Genomic DNA, 15599 nt, shown 5'->3' with positions numbered 1-15599 from the left:
AGGCATCGAATATCTACAAAATGAGTCTTAGACGTTCTGAGAGATGGATCACATACTCGATCAGCAGGTGTTCGCCTCAGCTATTGCAGGCAGCACCCGTACCCGCATCGGACCAATCGAAGGACCACTCGTGACCCAGAACCACCAGTCAGCGGCAGGCATCTCCGCCCGCCGCGGACGCAGGCTCGCTCCCTTGGCCGCCGCAGCTGCGGTTATCGCCGTCGCTGCCACCGGCTGTACCACTGGCGGCGGAACCGGCCCGGGCGCCGCCGCGGTCGGCCAGATCTCCACCGACACCATCCGTACGGTGCTGAGCGCCGACCCCACCAGCTTTGCGCCGGTCGAGGTCCGCAACGCTGACGATTACGCCGTCAACCGTCTCCTGTTCTCCACGCTGGTGCGCCGCGACGAGAACAACAAGATCGTCTCCGACCTGGCCAGCAAGTGGGACATCACCCCCACCCAGGGAACGTTCACCATTCGCGGCGGCGCCACCTGCTCCGACGGCACCCCCATTACCGCCGGCGTCGTGGCCGAATCCCTCAAGGTGTTCGCTGCCCCGGACAGCAAGTCCAGTTTCCGCCCCCTCGTCCTGGGTGATGGCCCCGCCACTGTCACGGCCGACGACGCCGCCGGCACCGTCACCGTCAAGCTCGCCCAGCCGTGGACCGACCTCCTGCAGGGCATGAGCCTGCACGCCACCGGCATCGTCTGCCCTGCCGGACTCAAAGACCCCAAGGCCCTGACCACAGGGGACGTTGCCGGCGCGTTCTCGGGGCCGTACACCCTTAGCAAGAAGCAGCATGGCGTGGCATACACGTTCGCGCTCCGGGACGACTACAAGACCTGGCCGGCATACGAAACCAAGATCGAGGGCACTCCCGCCAAGACCATCGAGGCCAGCGTCAACGCCAACGCCAGCGCCATCTCCAATGAGCTCCTGACGGGCACGAAGGATATCGCCAACATCCGCGGCAAAGACACCACCCGCTTCGACGGCAACAAGGACTTCAGCACCCAGGTCATCCCGCAGGGCAGCCTGTACATGATGTTCAATGAGCGGCCCGGCCATCCGTTCACCGATCCGGCCCTGCGCAGGGCCCTGGCCCAGGCGCTGAACGTCACGGCCTTCAACCAGGCAGCTTCGGGCGGTCTCGGCGAAATCTATTCCTCCTTCGCCCACCCGGGCGTGCCGTGCTCCAACAAGGACGCCGGCCTGCTTATCAAGGCGGACCCTGCAGCTGCGCAGAAGGCCCTCGCCGGCGTCAAGATCCGCATGGTCGGCGCGCAGATCTTCGGCCCCAATGGTGCAGCCAACACCTATGTCGCCGAAGCCCTCCGGGCAGCAGGTGCTGACATTGAACTGCGCAACGTGGACCTCGCCACGTGGAGCACCGACCTGACCCAGAAGCTCGACACCTGGGACGTCACCGTTATGGGCGGTATCAACGCCGGGGGCACCATGTACGGCGCACTGTCCACTGTCATCGGCACACCGGTGGAAAAGGGCGGCCTCAACTGGGGCGGCCTGGAGAACCAGCCCGTCCTGGACCTCGTGGCCAAAGCCATGACCCAGACCGACGACGCCGAACGTTGCGGGACCTACCAGGAAGCCCAGAAGATCATGATCGGCGAAGCCCACGTGATCCCGCTGGCCAGCCTTCCCTCGCAGGTGACCATCCGGTCCGGTTTCGCCATGCACACCATGAATGGCCAGCCGGACGAGAGCACCATGCGGATCACGAAGTAGCACGGAAAACAGCTCATGACTTCTTCACGCATTGCTGAAGCTTCCAGCACTCCCGGTGTTAATGCCGGGAGTGCTGGACGCCGCCTCATCCGCCATCCGTGGGCCCGGTTCTCGCTGCGCCGGCTCAGCGGGCTGCTGCTCTCGTTCGCGGTACTCACCGTCGTGACGTTCCTGATCGTGCCGCTCATCCCGGGCGATCCGGCCGTGATCGCCGCCGGTGACGGCGCCAGCCCGGCGCAGATCGCGAATGTCCGGGCCGAACTCGGCCTGGACCTGCCGCTCCTCACCCAGTTCGTCAACTATGTCTCGGGCGTCCTCCGCCCGGACCTGGGAACCTCTTTCGTCAGTGGCGAGAGCGTCTCCACCCTGATCTTCACTCGATTCCCGTTCACCGCCGAGATCGCCCTGCTGGCCATCGCCCTGGTCCTGCTCGTTTCCGTGCCGCTGGGCATGGCGGTGGCCATCCTCACCCGCGGCGGGCGGAACCGGTGGCTGGACGCCGGGTTCAACTTCCTGACCAGCCTCATCTACTCGATTCCGCAGTACGTGGTGGCAACACTGCTCGTGGTGGTGTTTGCCGTGACCCTGCGATGGCTACCGGCCGCGGGGGCGGCGACCCTGAACTCGCTGGTGCTTCCCACCGCGGCCCTCATGTTGGGCCCGATCTGCGTCATCTCCCGGATTGTGCGGCGCGAAACCGCCGTGGTCCTGGACAAGGACTACATCCGGACCGCCCGCGGCTGGCGGCTGGGCGCCCTGCGCACGCATGCCCGCTACGTCCTGCCGAACCTGCTCACCACCACGCTGACGCTCTCGGGACTCATCCTCGCCGCACAGCTCGGCGGCGCCGTGGTCATCGAAACCGTCTTTGCGTGGCCCGGACTGGGGCAGGGGATCGTGAACGCGATCCTGCAGCGCGACTATCCCGTGATCCGGGGAATCATCCTTGTCCTCGGGCTTCTGGCCACCCTCATCATCATTCTGGTGGACCTGATCCTGGCCATCATCGACCCCCGCAACCTCGGAGGAACTTCCAATGACGTCTAGGTTTAGGAGCCGGGAGTTCTGGACTCCCGCCATGGCAACGGGCGCCGCGCTGATGCTCGCACTGATTCTCATCGCCGTCATTGCACCACTGACCTTGAAGCAGGCGGCCGAACAGCTGACTCCCGACGCCGCCCAGGGACCCAGCCCCGCACACTGGCTGGGCACCGATGACTTCGGCCGGGACCTGCTGGCACGCGCCCTCGTGGCGACCCGGCTGACCCTGCTCATGACCGCCGGTGCCGCGGCTATTACGGCGGTCTCCGGCATCCTGATCGGCCTGGCCATCTGGCTCTCGGGCCGGCGTGTCCGCGAGGCCGCCCTGCGCGTCCTCGAGACCGCCGTGGCGTACCCCAGCCTGATCTTCGCGCTGGTGATCGCCGCCGTGCTGGAACCCGGTGTCGCTTCCGCCGTCGTCGCGATCGGCATCGCCGGCATTCCCGGTTTCGCCCGGATCACGGCCAATCTGGCCTCCTCGGTGTCCAGCAGTGACTATGTGGTCACAGCGCGCCTCCTCGGCGTCAGCCCGGTCCGCATCGCGGTACGGCACATGCTGCCGAACATGGCCGAGCCCCTGCTGATCCTGTCCGCCACGGTGTTCGCGCTCTCCCTGGTGGAAATCTCCGCGTTGTCCTTCATCGGGCTCGGTGTGCAGTCCCCGGACTACGACTTCGGCCGGCTCCTGAACGACAGCCTCGGGGCCCTGTACACCCAGCCGGTCGAGGCCGTCGGCCCCTCTGTCATGATCGCCCTGACCGGGCTCTCGGTCATGCTGATCGGCGACGCGCTGGCTGCCGACGCCGATCCCCGCGCCAAGCGGAGCTTCTTCCGCCGGGTGGTCCACCAGAACCGCACGGTGGCGTTCCCGGCGTCGGACCGTGCACTCGTGCGGGTCGAGAACCTGAAGATTGGTGTCCCCGGCGGGCCCGGCCTCGTGAAGAGCATTTCGTTGAGTATCGATCCCGGTGAAGTGCTGGCCCTGGTAGGCGAATCAGGTTCCGGGAAGTCCCTCACGGCCATGGCCATCGCAGGGCTGCCCACCGAAGGCTTGACGGTGGAGGCAGACCTGCTGCGTGTGGACAACATGAACATGCTGGCTGAGCCCGACCCGTCACGCTTGGCCAAAGACATCAGCATCGTCTATCAAGATCCGGGAACCACGTTCAACCCGGCCCTGCGGATGGGTTCCCAGCTCACCGAGGTGCTCCGTACCCACCTGGGCATGGGAGGCGCCAAGGCACGCCACGTCATCACTCAGGCGCTGGCCAGCGTGAACATCACTGAGCCGGCCCGCCGGCTTCGGCAGCACCCGCATGAGCTCTCCGGCGGCATGCGCCAGCGGGCCATGATCGCTGCCTCAATTGTCACTTCGCCCAAGCTGATCGTCGCCGATGAGCCTACGACGGCGCTCGACGTCACCGTCCAGGCAGAAGTCCTGCGGCAATTTCGCCGCATCCGCCGGGAGCAGGGGACCGCCATGCTGTTCATCTCCCATGACCTCGGTGTTGTGGAAGCACTCTGCGACACCATTCTGGTGATGAAGTCCGGCGAAATCGTCGAGCGGCTGACGTCCGCCCAACTGGCCGCCCGAGATGTCCACCACCCCTACACCAAGGCACTGCTGGCCGCCATCCCGGTTCTGGATCGCGGCCCGGTTCCGGAAAATCCTGGAGTTCTCACGTCATGAACGCACACGCAGATGTTCTCAATGTCCCCGGAGGGCCCGGGGCGGGCTTTCAACCAAGCGGAACCGACGTTCCGCTGGCCGCGTCCGTCCGCAACCTCGATGTCAGCTTCGGCGCCGCCCACGTGCTCAAGGACGTGACGCTCGCCGTCCCCGCCCGCTCCGTGGTGGGGCTGGTCGGTGAATCAGGCTCAGGGAAATCAACCCTCGGCAAGACCCTCGTGGGCATCAACAAACCGAACAGCGGCGAAATCTTCATCGGCAACGAGGACTTCACCCGTATGCAGGGCAAGCGCCGGCAGCAGATGCGCCGCGAAGTTCAGTACATCCCTCAGGACCCTTACTCCTCGCTCAGCCCGCGCCGAACCACAGGGCAGACTCTGGCCGAAGCGCTCGATCCACACGGCGCGAACCCCAGAGAGCATCGGGACGCCATCGCGGCCGCACTGGAACGGGTCAAACTCGACCCGTCCGCCGCGACCCGGTATCCGCACGAGTTTTCCGGCGGGCAACGCCAGCGGATCGCGATCGCCCGGGCCCTCATGCTCGAGCCCAAGCTCGTCATCGCGGACGAGATCACCTCTGCCCTGGACGTTTCAGTCCAGGCCGACGTCATCCGGCTGCTCCAGGACATGCGCGGCACCGTGGATAGCGCCATGCTGTTCATCTCGCACAACCTCGCCGTCGTCCAGCAGGTCTGCGACGAAGTGGTGGTCATGTTCCAAGGCCGCATCGTGGAACAGGGCCCCATCGACACCGTCTACCGGGACCCGCAACACGACTACACCAGGAAGCTCCTCGCCTCCGTCCCCGGCTCACCCGGCTTCGCCCTCGACTGAGGGCGCCAGCGACTGATCTATGCCGCGACGGCATGCTATTCCTGCAATATTGGTCATGGACGGCAGGTAGTGCAGCTCACATACTCGAAAGAAGCCAAACCACGTTTTTGTGGATCACCCGTTCATTCGAAGGGAACACTTCGTGTCCGTCGCCAAAATTCTTGAAGATGCCCGCGCGCTCCACGGCGACATCGTTCAGTTGCGCCACGACCTGCACCGCCACCCAGAGTTGGGCCTGGAACTGCCCCGCACCCAGGAGAAGGTACTCGAAGCGCTGGCCGACCTGCCGCTGGAGATCACCCTGGGCAAGGGCCTCACTTCCGTGGGTGCCGTTCTGCGCGGCACCGCCGGAGACACGTCCGACGGCGCCGCCCGGCCGGCCGTCCTGCTGCGCGCAGACATGGACGCCTTGCCGCTCCAGGAGGAAACCGGCATCAATTTCACGTCGGAGGTGGCCAACCGCATGCACGCCTGCGGCCACGACCTGCACACGGCGATGCTCGTCGGTGCGGCACGTCTGCTCGCCGAGCGTCGCCACCATCTGGCCGGCGACGTCGTCTTCATGTTCCAGCCCGCCGAAGAATTGCTGGCGGGCGCTCCGATGATGATTGAGGAAGGCATCCTGGAGCTGTCCGGCCGGCGGGCCGACGCCGCTTACGGACTACACGTCTTCAGCGCGGGCGGCAATACAGGCCGCTTCGAAACCAAGCCGGGGGTCATGATGTCCGCCGCGGACGCGCTCTTCGTCAGGGTCATAGGCCGCGGCGGTCACGGGTCGGCGCCGCACCAGGCGCAGGACCCCGTCCCGGTTATGGCGGAAATGATCCTCGGCCTCCAGCACATGGTCACGCGCCAGTTCAACGCCCACGACCCCGTGGTGGTCTCGGTCGGAATGGTCAAGGCCGGCGAGGCCATCAACGTCATTCCGGACACGGCCGAATTCGGCGCGAGCCTGCGGATGTATTCCGACGAGGCCAGAACCAAAATGCAGTCGGCCATTCCGCGCCTGCTGGAAGGCATCGCATCTGCCCACGGGCTGGAAGTCGACATCAACTATCAGGTGGGGGGACGCGTCACGGTGACGGACGAGGCCCAGACCGCTTTTGCCGCCGACCAGATCACCGAACTTTTTGGCGCCGAACGCCACCACCGGCTCGCCGCACCGCTGGGCGGGTCCGAGGACTTTGCCGACGTCCTAATCCGCGTGCCGGGCAGCTTCATCTGCCTGGACGCCACCCCGCTTGCCGGCGGCCCGGACACGGCGTTCAACCACTCCCCGCGCGCGGCGTTCGATGACAGCGTCCTGGTTGACGGTACGGCCCTGTACACCCAGTTGGCCGTGGGCCAACTGGCCCAGCTCGCCGCCGTCTGACCTTCCCGGCACCCCAATCCTTCCCCCCAACACCAAGGACTTTTGATGATGGACCCAACAACTGACGGCACGGCGCACCTTGCCGTGCAGGAAAAGACCCCGGCCGCCAGGGCATCGCTCAAGGCGACCAAATCCCAGCGGCAGACTCTCGTCGCCACCGGCATGGGCAACGCTCTCGAATGGTATGACTGGGGCATCTACTCCGCCTTCGCCATCTACTTCGCCACAGAGGTCTTCAACCCCAAAGACCCCCTGGCCGCGCTTTTGGGGGCGATGGCTGTCTTCGCCGTGGGCTTCGTTGCCCGCCCAGTTGGCGGCCTCCTCTTTGGCTGGATGGCGGACCATCTTGGCCGCCGCGCGTCGATGATCTCCACCGTGGGCCTCGCATCGTTCGGATCACTGATGATCGCGCTGGTTCCTACCTACAACTCCGCAGGCGCCTGGGCTGCCGTAGTGCTTCTCAGCGCCCGGCTCCTACAAGGGCTCGCCCACGGCGGTGAAATGCCCTCAGCCCAGACCTACATTGCAGAGTCCGCCCCGGCATCCCGCCGCGGTCTCTGGTCCTCGTTGATCTATGTCTCCGGCACCTCCGGCATTGTGATCGGTCTGCTGTTCGGGGTGCTGCTGAACACCGTCCTCAGTAAACCCGACATGCAGTCGTGGGGCTGGCGTGTCCCTTTCGTTGTCGGCGCGCTCCTGGGCCTGTACACCCTGATTGCCCGTTCACGGATGAAGGAAACCGAGGCGTTCACCGCAGCGAAGACGACCGTTCGCCAGCCGATGTGGCCGGAGATCCGCAGGAACTGGCGCTCCGCCCTCCGCGTGATCGGCCTCGGCGTCGGGGGCACCGTCTGCTACTACGTCTGGTCTGTGAGCGCGGTGCAGCAGGCTGTCATCATTCACAAGATGGACCAGGGAACCGCACTTCTGGCCAGCGTGCTAAGTAACGTCGTACTGATCATTTCCCTGCCGTTCTGGGGCAAGTTCTCTGACCGTTTCGGCCGCCGACCCAGCCTTTTGATAGGCACCGGCGTGCCCATCATCCTCTTCCCGCTGCTGGTAAACACTGTGGGTCAGAGCTTCTGGTCCCTCTTTCTGCCCGCCACCATCATCCTGGTTTTCATGGGTGCAACGCTGTCCATTTCACCTGCGGTGTTCGCAGAGCTTTTCCCCACGCGGATCCGCACAGTGGGCGTCGCTGTGCCCTACGCCGTCGCCGTGGCCGTTTTCGGCGGGACGGCACCGTATCTCCAGAACTGGGCGAATGCGTCGTTCGGTCCGGGAGCGTTCACCAGCTATGTGGTGGTTTTGCTGGCAATCTCCACCCTGGTCGCGTGGAGTCTTCCGGAAACCGGGGCGAAGGACCTCACCGGATAGACCGGCGGCAAGGGCGTCTTTCAGCAAGGGGCTGATCAGTGCACGACGTCTCGTAAAGTCTGTCGAACTGCAACCAGAGGGTGGACACCGTGTACACCCCGGCTCTGGACCGGGCCGTCGGTGATGTTTTCTGCGCCGCCGATTCGTCCTGCGATGGAGGGACACGTCTGACAGCGACTCCTAGGCCGCCAGGTCGCGCCACAACGTCAGTGTCCCGATCAGCCGCGCCGTCGACCGCATCAGATCGTAACGTTTACCGGCGTCGCCCGGAATTGCCGGAGCGGCACGGAAGCCATGTCATTGGTCCCACCGTAATAGTTGTTCCATGCCCAAAAAGATCACAACAGATGTTGAGGAGAACTTGTGCAATCAGACATCTCCTTTCGAGCAATGCTTCGCTTTGTCGAAGAATGGCAGCAACTCGAGGGGCTTCTCGTCGAACTTCGATTCGGGGGAGTCACGCAACGCCGTGGCCTGTTGACACGGTCATGCCCGATGCCTCCGGCCTCTGGCTAGCAGCGCACGCAGCCGATCAGCGCACGTTCGTTGACCAGGCCAGCGGCTATGAGATCTGGGTGAGCGACCCTGTGGGCGATGGGCCTCGTGATTCTCCTGATCAGACACGCCGGGTCTTTTTTTCTGGGTAGTTCTGGTGGCCGTGGTTGGTCCTGTACGTATTCATGCCGTGTTGATGTGGTGACGACATGACCTGTGCGAAATTTTTTTCAGATTCTTGGCCGAGATTCGCTGTTTCTTGGGGGCTGGGGAGAAGCTGGTGGCTGTTTGTCCGGCCAAACGGGGTGTGTACGGTGTCCACACTCTTATCCGCGTGATGCCGTTGCTGGTGGCTGCTTCCGTTCGTCCCTATTTGTGCCGACACGAGGTCATGCACCCATGTGGTCTCTGTGACATGACTTTCCGAATGCTCGGGCAGGATGCTCGCCTTGGATTGCGTGCGCTGTGTCAGAAGTATCCACGGAATCGCGGTGTTCGGGACCGGGGACATGTTGGGTCAGCATTGTCGAGTCCCGGCGGGTCACAGGGGACGAAGGCGAGAATCGTCAGTCTCCCATTCGTCTCGGGTGATCGCGTATTCGACGTCACCGTGCTCCTCGCCGGGGACGGACACCGGCCAGTCGGCGAAGAAGGCCCGCACGAGGCGCATCCCGGATTTCTCCATCACCCTTCGGGATGCTGTGTTTACTGCCATGGTCGAGGCTACAACCCGCTGGACCCCGAATTCGGTGAAGCCCTTGGCGATCAGCGCCCGCGATCCCTCCGTCGCGTGCCCCTTTCCCCAGGCCGCGTGGCGCAGCCGGTAGCCCAGTTCCGGCTGATCTTGCGGGTCGTCGTGGCCCGGCCGGAAGTGGAACCAGCCGAGGAATTCCCCGGTCCTCTTCTCGTGCGCGGCCCAGAACCCATAGCCGGGAAAGCGCTGGTAGTAGTCGAGGAATGCAGGGAGGAAGTCGCCTTCTATGTCGGCCCGGGAGGTGGGGATACCGCCGGTGATGTACCGCATCACGCGCGGATCACTGTCCAGTTCCACGAGTAGTTCGGCATCGTCGGGGGTGAACTGCCGAAGCAGAAGTCGTTCAGTCTCCAGGAAGGTGAGCATGCAGACATTCTCGCACCGGGGGAAGAGCCGTCACATCGATCTGGGCGGTTGAATTGTTGTCGCTGTACTAGCGTCTGGCCCATCGGGATTGGACTCCGACATCTGGTCACCGCGCAAGCGGCATAGTTCACCTACACCCAAGCGTGGTTCGGTAGGCAGGTGCGGAAAATCGTCTCAACTGCCGTTGCCCTGGCCACGTCCAAGTTCAACCGACTCCGGCCCGAGGTCGAGACCATGGCCCTGTTCGTTGGCCGCACCCACCACCCTGACGAGTCAAGGACCTGCTGGAATACGTGAGCTGTTGGCATCCCGACGCGATGAGGAACGGGGGCGGGATGCTCGTGACCCACCGAACACTTCCCGGCGTGCCGGTGAGCGAGCGCAAAGCCTGCTCGCCGACGAGGGCATCCGCTGGTACGAGCTGAATCAGGCTGAAAAGCAGGGAACGTTCATTCATCACGAGCTGACGGAGCGGCTGGTGACCTCCCTCCACAAGAAAAAGAAGCAGCAGGTCCTCAAGACCCTCGATGTAACGCGCCGAGTGAACAGCGGTTGCGCCTCCCGACTTTGACACCGAGGAGTCCCTGGACTGAAGTGGCTGGCCTTGCCCTGCAATACCAGGATTCAGGCGCCGTTCCCGGGAGTGTAGTAATTGTGCACGTCGTGGAAGGTCAGCTTGGGAGGCCCCGCGAAACCGGCCTGCACGCTGAGGGGCATGATCTTTTCCTGAGCGAAAGCATCGAACTGCTCGCGGCTCTCCCAGACATCGGTCACTTGCAGACCCTTGTCCGTCATCGTGGCCCAATGTGAAATGGATCCGACAGGGCCCGGTCCGCCCGGAGTGAGCCCCATCAGCCTGTTGATCTCGTCGTACTGCTCGAGAGTCGTTCCGTCGAACTCCAAGATGACTGCAACCGCCATGACATGCTCCCTGCGTGCGTGCAGGCTCGCAAAGGACTGCCTGCGGATGGATGAATACGCCCCTGTTTACGCCTGGCTCACCAGGTACGTCAACAGGTCGCGTTGACTCATAGAAAACCTCCGCGTAGCCGGATACGTTGCCTCATGTGAAAACCTCCGTGTAGCGGCGTGGTTGACGGTGTTGGCTCCGGTTGCCAGCTATGCCCGTTTTCATGGAGCTGACAATGGCCCAGCGGCAGGCTGTGACGAAGAAAAAAGCCCTCGCCTATCAGGGCGCTTCCCGGAAAGGGAAGTCTCGGATCCCGGATGAGATGGTCGCGCTGACCGGGTGGCACCGCAACTTTGCCCGGGCGGCCCTGCGGGATGCTCTGGTTCTGAAGATCGTCAAGCCGCGGCCGGGGAGGACACCGGTTTACGGGACTGACCTGCTGCCCGCGCTGATCAAGTGCTGGTCGGTCCGGCGTGCCCCGGCGGGGAAGCTGCTGGCCCCGATGTTGCCCGTTCTGGTGCCTTTGCTGCGCGCTGAGCAGGAGCTGGTGATCACCGATGAGCAGGCCCGGTTGCTGAGCCGGATGAGCGCGGCGACGGTCGACCGCAAACTGGCCGGTGAACGGGCGAAGCTGATCCCGCGGGGACGGTCCCACACCAAGCCGGGAACCTTGCTGAAGTCCCAGATCCCGGTCCGCACCTGGGCCGACTGGGACGACACGGTCCCGGGTTTCGTGGAGATCGACCTGGTGAGCCATAAGGGCGGCAACAGCTTTGGTGAGTTCTGCTTCACTCTGACAGTGACCGACATTGCCACCGGCTGGACGGTGAACCGGTCTGTGCGGAACAAGGCCGCCAGATGGGTCCTCGAGGCCCTTGGGCACGTCACCGCGGTGAGTACGTCACCGCGGTGTTCCCGTTCCGGATCATCGGCATCGATTCGGACAACGGCTCCGAGTTCATCAACGAGCACCTGTTCGCCTACTGCCATGCCCACCAGATCACGTTCACCCGCTCCCGGCCCGGGAACAAGAACGACGGCGCCCACGTGGAGCAAAAGAACTGGGCCAGGGTCCGGGAACTCGTCGGCTACCTCCGCTACGACACGGCCGCCGAGCTGGAGAAGCTCAATGAAATCTGGGAACAGGACCGCGTCTTTTCGGGCCAGACCCCATAAATATGTTCGCGGCGACGAGGGTGGTTTCCGTGCGGGTTTTCAGTCGTAGTCGGTGTCTGGGTCATCGTCCGTGAGGCGGCGGAAGTCCTGGGAGAGGTACAGGGCCATCACTGCCGGGTTGTTGTCCTCTACGGTGACCCTCACTGTGGTACGGCCCAGGGTGTGCAGGAGGTGCAGGCAGTGCCGGAGGAGTCCTTCGGCCAGGCCTTGGCGTCGGTGGTCCGGGTGGGTGAACAGTTCTTCGATGACGGTCTCGCCGTCGCGTTCGGTGACGATGAGGGCGGCCGTGATTTGACCGTCGGGTCCGAAAGCCACGAGGGAGGCTGCCTCGGTGGTGCGGCCGCTGCCCTCCTCGGTGGATGGGCCGATCCACACCGGGTCTCCGGCCCGCTGTCCGGAACGGTCGGCGTAAGCGTGTCGGTGCAGATTGGCCAGTTCGAGAAGATCATCGGGTTCCAGGGGCCGGACCCGGATGCGGGCCGGCGCGGTGTTCCGGTGTCCGGTCGTGGCAACCAGGGTGATCGAAGCGTTCATGAGGCGATGCCTTCCCCGGTGCGCGGGCGGCACCGTTGAACATAGTGTCCGGCATCGTCCGCGCGCGCGGAAGACACAGGACCGCAACGATATCCGGCGGAACCGATGATGCCGGGCCGCGGTGCAAGGAACGTCCCGAAGTACCCGTGATCACCGCTCCGGGACCAACCGGACGCCTCCGAACAGGACTCCGGTGAGTATGTCAACCTGATCCAAGACGACCGAGGGCGCTGGCCGGTGGCAGCGACTGCTCTACAGGGCGAGCATGGGGTTTGGGGCCGGCCCCGGCACGGTCAAGCGCTGGCCGGGAGGCTCCTACGGGGTGGGCCGGGAGAGGCCGAGCCGGGGGTAGAGGACTTCGAATCCTTTGGTCAGGCCCCCGTTCAGCGCCCCGATGACGTGTCCCCCGTTAGGGACCTCGTAGTAGGTGACGGTCATTCCCGCTCCCGCTGCCGCTGCCGAGACGTGACGGGCCGCGTCCAGGTAGACGGGGTCGTCGGTTGAGGCCGTGAAGATGGCGCGGGTATCGAGGTAGTGCTGTTGTTTCATGATGTTGATCGGTTTTTGGGCGTCGTAGGCTGCTTGGTTGCCGCCGAAGACGTCCTGGAGGGTGCCCCCGGGGTCCTCGGCTCCCGGGTATTCTTCCCCGGATATGTCCAAGACGTTGCCCCAGACCGAGGGGTACTTGGCGGCGAAGGAAATGGCACACTGGCCACCGTTTGAATAGCCCGCGATGGTCCAGTATTTCGGGTTGTCAATGATGTTCAGGTGGCTTCGGGCCCAGTCGACCACGTCGCGGTTGATGAAGGATTCCGGGCGTCCGTGAAGGGGCGAGTCGAGGCACAGATTGTCGACCATGGGGTCACCGAGCTGGTCGGCGACGATGACGATCGGTGCCAGTCCGTCGTGGTGTGCTGCGTAGTCATCCAGGACTGCAGCCGCGTACTGCGGGTCCGGATCGCCGGGCTGACCCATCATCAGGACCAACAGCGGCAGGGCCGGTGGATTGGGGACCCGTGCCGCCGGGGGCAGGTACAGGCCCGCCGGGCGCGAGGCAAACCCGGATATTTGGGGCGGGATGACCACCTGGGCCGTTGAACCCTCGGAGGGCATTCCGGCCGGCGCCTTCCACGCTTCCCACAGCGGCTTCTGGGGTGCGGCGACGTGGGGTGGGACCGGTCCCAAGTCAATCCTTGGGGCCAGGGAGACCCCCAGGAAGGAGGCCAGCGTCACGTTCAGTCCGTAGTAGGCGTTGATTCCCAGGGTCGCCGTGGCAGCAAAGCAGAGAGCCGCCACGGACGCGAGCACCTTCCGCCAAGTGCCGGATCCCCGGAAGTTCGCCCCGCAGACGCCGAGGCCGGCGAAGAACACTATGACCCAGATCCGAACAGACCAGTCGAGGGGACTGCCAAATGCCTGCACGATCTTCTCCGCCACCACTAACGTGACTGCCCCGACCACGGCGCCGGCAGCACCCCAGAGTACCGTCATGGCGAACGACCTGGGCCCCCGTCGCACCAGAAGGGTCGCGCACAAAGCCGCGCTGAGCACATATGCCGCGACGATCAAGGGCCCGTCAACGATGTTGAGAGCCAGAATGAATTTTTTCATGTCCCCTGTCGACCATATTCTGCGGCCACCGTCCCGCCGGAACTTCATCGTCCGGCGTGCCGGGGCCGTTCGGCCCCTGAACCCATCCCGGACTGCCCGTCCGGTCACGCCGCTGATCATAGCGGCTGAAGATTGCTGCCGGCTGGGAAGACGGATTCCCAGCATCCATGATGACTGGCGTGCTATAAAGTCCCGGGGATAGCCGCTGCCGGGGGCCGTCGTGGATCTGTCCCGACAGGGACTGCCAGCACGGGCCATGCCAAACAGGAGGAGGCGGGGTGGAACAGCTTTTCAACCTCAATATCATCGACACATCACTGCTCTACGCCATCTATGGCCTTTCCGCTCTGGCAGCGCTCTACCTGCTCGTGCGCCCGGTGCTGTTGCCACCCCAGCTGCGCCGCCGGACCACGGGGCCAGGACGCCGTTCGTGGATTATCACCGCCACCGCGGGTGTGGCCGGCGGCGCCCTGGCCGGAGCCATTACCCTGTTCGTCTGCGAAGTCGTGCTGAACGTTTTCGGACTGCCACTGGACGCGGGCACCCGCACCTGGGTCATCATTGCGTTCGCCGGCGTCGGACTCGGCGTCGTGAACCTGTGGCGGTCACGCTGGTGGCGCAAAGCGGCCGCCATCGTCGCCAGCCTGGTGTTCGTTGTCACTGCGGCGCTGGGGATCAACGCCGGCTACGGGCTGAACCCGACGTTGGGAGCCATGCTGGGCGTTGACCACACCAGCCATCTGGTCTTGCCAAAACTCAACCCGGTGCCGCAGGCACAAAGTGGGACAGCGCTGTGGCAGAGCTGGAAACCCCCGGCGGGCATCCCGTCAGCCGGAGTGAGCGGCTCGGTCACGATACCGGCGAACGGGTCCGGTTTCCGCGCCCGCGACGCCTTCCTCTACCTGCCTCCCGCGGCTCTGGTGGACAATCCGCCGGCCCTGCCGATCATCGTCATGATGATGGGCCAGCCGGGCGGCCCCGAGCAGAGCAAAACCGCCGTGCAGCAGCTCGATGTGCTGGCGCAGCAAAACCACGGTCTGGCACCGATCGTGCTCACCATCGACCAGTTGGGCAATCCGTATCGAAATCCGGTTTGCGTTGATTCCGCGAAAGGCAACGTCTACACCTACGTCACTACCGACGTCGTCAATTACATCCGCAAGAACCTCAACGTGGCCACCGGCCGGACCCAGTGGGCCGTGGCCGGGTACTCCAACGGCGGGGAATGCGCCCTCTCATTCGCGGCCAAGCGACCGGAGATCTTCGGCTCTCTGCTGGACATCTCCGGAGAGCTGAACCCCGTGGACCGCAACGCCGACAACACGGTGAAAACCATCTTCGGTGGGGACAAAGCCGCATACACCGCAGAGAAACCCGCCACCATCCTCAAAGCACACAAATACAACGACGAACTCGCCATCTTCACCAACGGCGCCCTGGACTCCAAATACGGGCCGGAGGGCGCCAAGGCCGAAGCGGACGCTAAGGCGGCCGGCATGACTACCAACCGGTTCGTCGGGCCCGGGATCGGGCACCTCGGGGACGCCGTTAACTTCGGCCTCAAATCCGGGCTCCCGGTGCTGTACCAAAGGTTCGGCCTCACCCCGCCCTGAAACGGTCGCTTCGCAGCCACCGCGCCGAAGACCTCGGCGTTCAAGACCCGGCACCCACCGGACCACACCCGCCG

Annotated in this window: 14 protein-coding genes; 9 read left to right on the top strand and 5 right to left on the bottom strand. The window is 64.5% G+C overall.

Annotated elements, in window-relative coordinates; all coding sequences use genetic code 11:
• The first annotated feature begins 130 nt into the window (after positions 1-130).
• From AC1DDO_RS04635 to AC1DDO_RS04610, 6 genes are all read left to right on the top strand, one after another.
• A complete protein-coding gene (locus AC1DDO_RS04635) occupies positions 131-1750 on the top strand; it encodes an ABC transporter substrate-binding protein (RefSeq protein ID WP_476971528.1) in 1620 nt (539 codons plus the stop codon).
• A 15-nt stretch (positions 1751-1765) separates the two neighbouring features.
• Positions 1766-2797 (top strand): ABC transporter permease, encoded by a 1032-nt coding sequence (locus AC1DDO_RS04630; RefSeq protein ID WP_476971527.1) that lies wholly within the window; start codon positions 1766-1768, stop codon positions 2795-2797.
• Positions 2787-4481, top strand: coding sequence for a dipeptide/oligopeptide/nickel ABC transporter permease/ATP-binding protein (locus AC1DDO_RS04625; protein WP_476971526.1), 1695 nt, complete (start codon positions 2787-2789; stop codon positions 4479-4481). The genes AC1DDO_RS04630 and AC1DDO_RS04625 overlap by 11 nt, the downstream gene beginning before the upstream one ends.
• On the top strand, positions 4478-5317 hold the full coding sequence (locus AC1DDO_RS04620) for an ABC transporter ATP-binding protein (protein WP_476971525.1): 840 nt from the start codon (positions 4478-4480) through the stop codon (positions 5315-5317). Before AC1DDO_RS04625 ends, AC1DDO_RS04620 begins: the two co-directional genes overlap by 4 nt.
• A gap of 142 nt (positions 5318-5459) precedes the next feature.
• Positions 5460-6689, top strand: a complete 1230-nt coding sequence (locus AC1DDO_RS04615; RefSeq protein WP_476971524.1) for a M20 metallopeptidase family protein — start codon at positions 5460-5462, stop codon at positions 6687-6689.
• A gap of 45 nt (positions 6690-6734) precedes the next feature.
• Positions 6735-8066, top strand: a complete 1332-nt coding sequence (locus tag AC1DDO_RS04610) for an MFS transporter (protein WP_476971523.1) — start codon at positions 6735-6737, stop codon at positions 8064-8066.
• Between the two features lie 1036 nt (positions 8067-9102).
• Here AC1DDO_RS04610 and AC1DDO_RS04605 read toward each other — a convergent pair.
• Positions 9103-9681: a GNAT family N-acetyltransferase gene (locus AC1DDO_RS04605; RefSeq protein ID WP_476869380.1), complete on the bottom strand. Its 579-nt coding sequence runs from the start codon at positions 9679-9681 to the stop codon at positions 9103-9105.
• A 301-nt stretch (positions 9682-9982) separates the two neighbouring features.
• Between AC1DDO_RS04605 and AC1DDO_RS04600 the strand changes: the two genes are divergently transcribed.
• A complete protein-coding gene (locus AC1DDO_RS04600; RefSeq protein ID WP_476971522.1) occupies positions 9983-10252 on the top strand; it encodes a hypothetical protein in 270 nt (89 codons plus the stop codon).
• Between the two features lie 53 nt (positions 10253-10305).
• On the opposite strand, the gene AC1DDO_RS04595 is transcribed toward AC1DDO_RS04600, so the two are convergent.
• Together AC1DDO_RS04595 and AC1DDO_RS04590 are read right to left on the bottom strand one after the other, a co-directional pair.
• Positions 10306-10602 (bottom strand): hypothetical protein, encoded by a 297-nt coding sequence (locus tag AC1DDO_RS04595; RefSeq protein WP_476869381.1) that lies wholly within the window; start codon positions 10600-10602, stop codon positions 10306-10308.
• A gap of 412 nt (positions 10603-11014) precedes the next feature.
• Entirely contained in the window at positions 11015-11311 is a 297-nt protein-coding gene (locus tag AC1DDO_RS04590) for a hypothetical protein (protein ID WP_476869382.1), read from the bottom strand.
• Positions 11312-11449: 138 nt separating this feature from the next.
• Here AC1DDO_RS04590 and AC1DDO_RS04585 point away from each other — a divergent pair, with 138 nt between their 5' ends.
• Positions 11450-11767 (top strand): hypothetical protein, encoded by a 318-nt coding sequence (locus AC1DDO_RS04585; protein ID WP_476971521.1) that lies wholly within the window; start codon positions 11450-11452, stop codon positions 11765-11767.
• A gap of 39 nt (positions 11768-11806) precedes the next feature.
• Here the strand turns inward: AC1DDO_RS04585 and AC1DDO_RS04580 are convergent, their stop codons facing one another.
• Both AC1DDO_RS04580 and AC1DDO_RS04575 read right to left on the bottom strand, forming a co-directional pair.
• Complete coding sequence (locus AC1DDO_RS04580; protein WP_476869384.1) at positions 11807-12301, bottom strand: GNAT family N-acetyltransferase; 495 nt, start codon at positions 12299-12301, stop codon at positions 11807-11809.
• 315 nt (positions 12302-12616) lie between these two features.
• Positions 12617-13912 carry an alpha/beta hydrolase gene (locus AC1DDO_RS04575; protein ID WP_476971520.1) on the bottom strand — a complete coding sequence of 432 codons (1296 nt, stop codon included), beginning with the start codon at positions 13910-13912 and terminating at the stop codon, positions 12617-12619.
• 278 nt (positions 13913-14190) lie between these two features.
• Here AC1DDO_RS04575 and AC1DDO_RS04570 point away from each other — a divergent pair, with 278 nt between their 5' ends.
• Positions 14191-15525 (top strand): alpha/beta hydrolase, encoded by a 1335-nt coding sequence (locus AC1DDO_RS04570; protein WP_476869386.1) that lies wholly within the window; start codon positions 14191-14193, stop codon positions 15523-15525.
• Positions 15526-15599 lie beyond the last annotated feature (74 nt).

The organism is Arthrobacter sp. 10N43, from assembly GCF_056394525.1.
The sequence above is the reverse complement of the archived record's forward strand: the minus strand, read 5'-3'. Positions and strand labels throughout refer to the sequence as shown.

Excerpts from the sequence above, each read along its gene's own strand:
- AC1DDO_RS04630 (WP_476971527.1), top strand. The coding sequence starts at position 1,766 with ATGACTTCTTCACGCATTGCTGAAGCTTCCAGCACTCCCGGTGTTAAT.
- AC1DDO_RS04625 (WP_476971526.1), top strand. The coding sequence starts at position 2,787 with ATGACGTCTAGGTTTAGGAGCCGGGAGTTCTGGACTCCCGCCATGGCA.
- AC1DDO_RS04620 (WP_476971525.1), top strand. The coding sequence starts at position 4,478 with ATGAACGCACACGCAGATGTTCTCAATGTCCCCGGAGGGCCCGGGGCG.
- AC1DDO_RS04610 (WP_476971523.1), top strand. The coding sequence starts at position 6,735 with ATGATGGACCCAACAACTGACGGCACGGCGCACCTTGCCGTGCAGGAA.
- AC1DDO_RS04605 (WP_476869380.1), bottom strand. The coding sequence starts at position 9,681 with ATGCTCACCTTCCTGGAGACTGAACGACTTCTGCTTCGGCAGTTCACC.
- AC1DDO_RS04595 (WP_476869381.1), bottom strand. The coding sequence starts at position 10,602 with ATGGCGGTTGCAGTCATCTTGGAGTTCGACGGAACGACTCTCGAGCAG.
- AC1DDO_RS04585 (WP_476971521.1), top strand. The coding sequence starts at position 11,450 with ATGGGTCCTCGAGGCCCTTGGGCACGTCACCGCGGTGAGTACGTCACC.
- AC1DDO_RS04580 (WP_476869384.1), bottom strand. The coding sequence starts at position 12,301 with ATGAACGCTTCGATCACCCTGGTTGCCACGACCGGACACCGGAACACC.
- AC1DDO_RS04575 (WP_476971520.1), bottom strand. The coding sequence starts at position 13,912 with ATGAAAAAATTCATTCTGGCTCTCAACATCGTTGACGGGCCCTTGATC.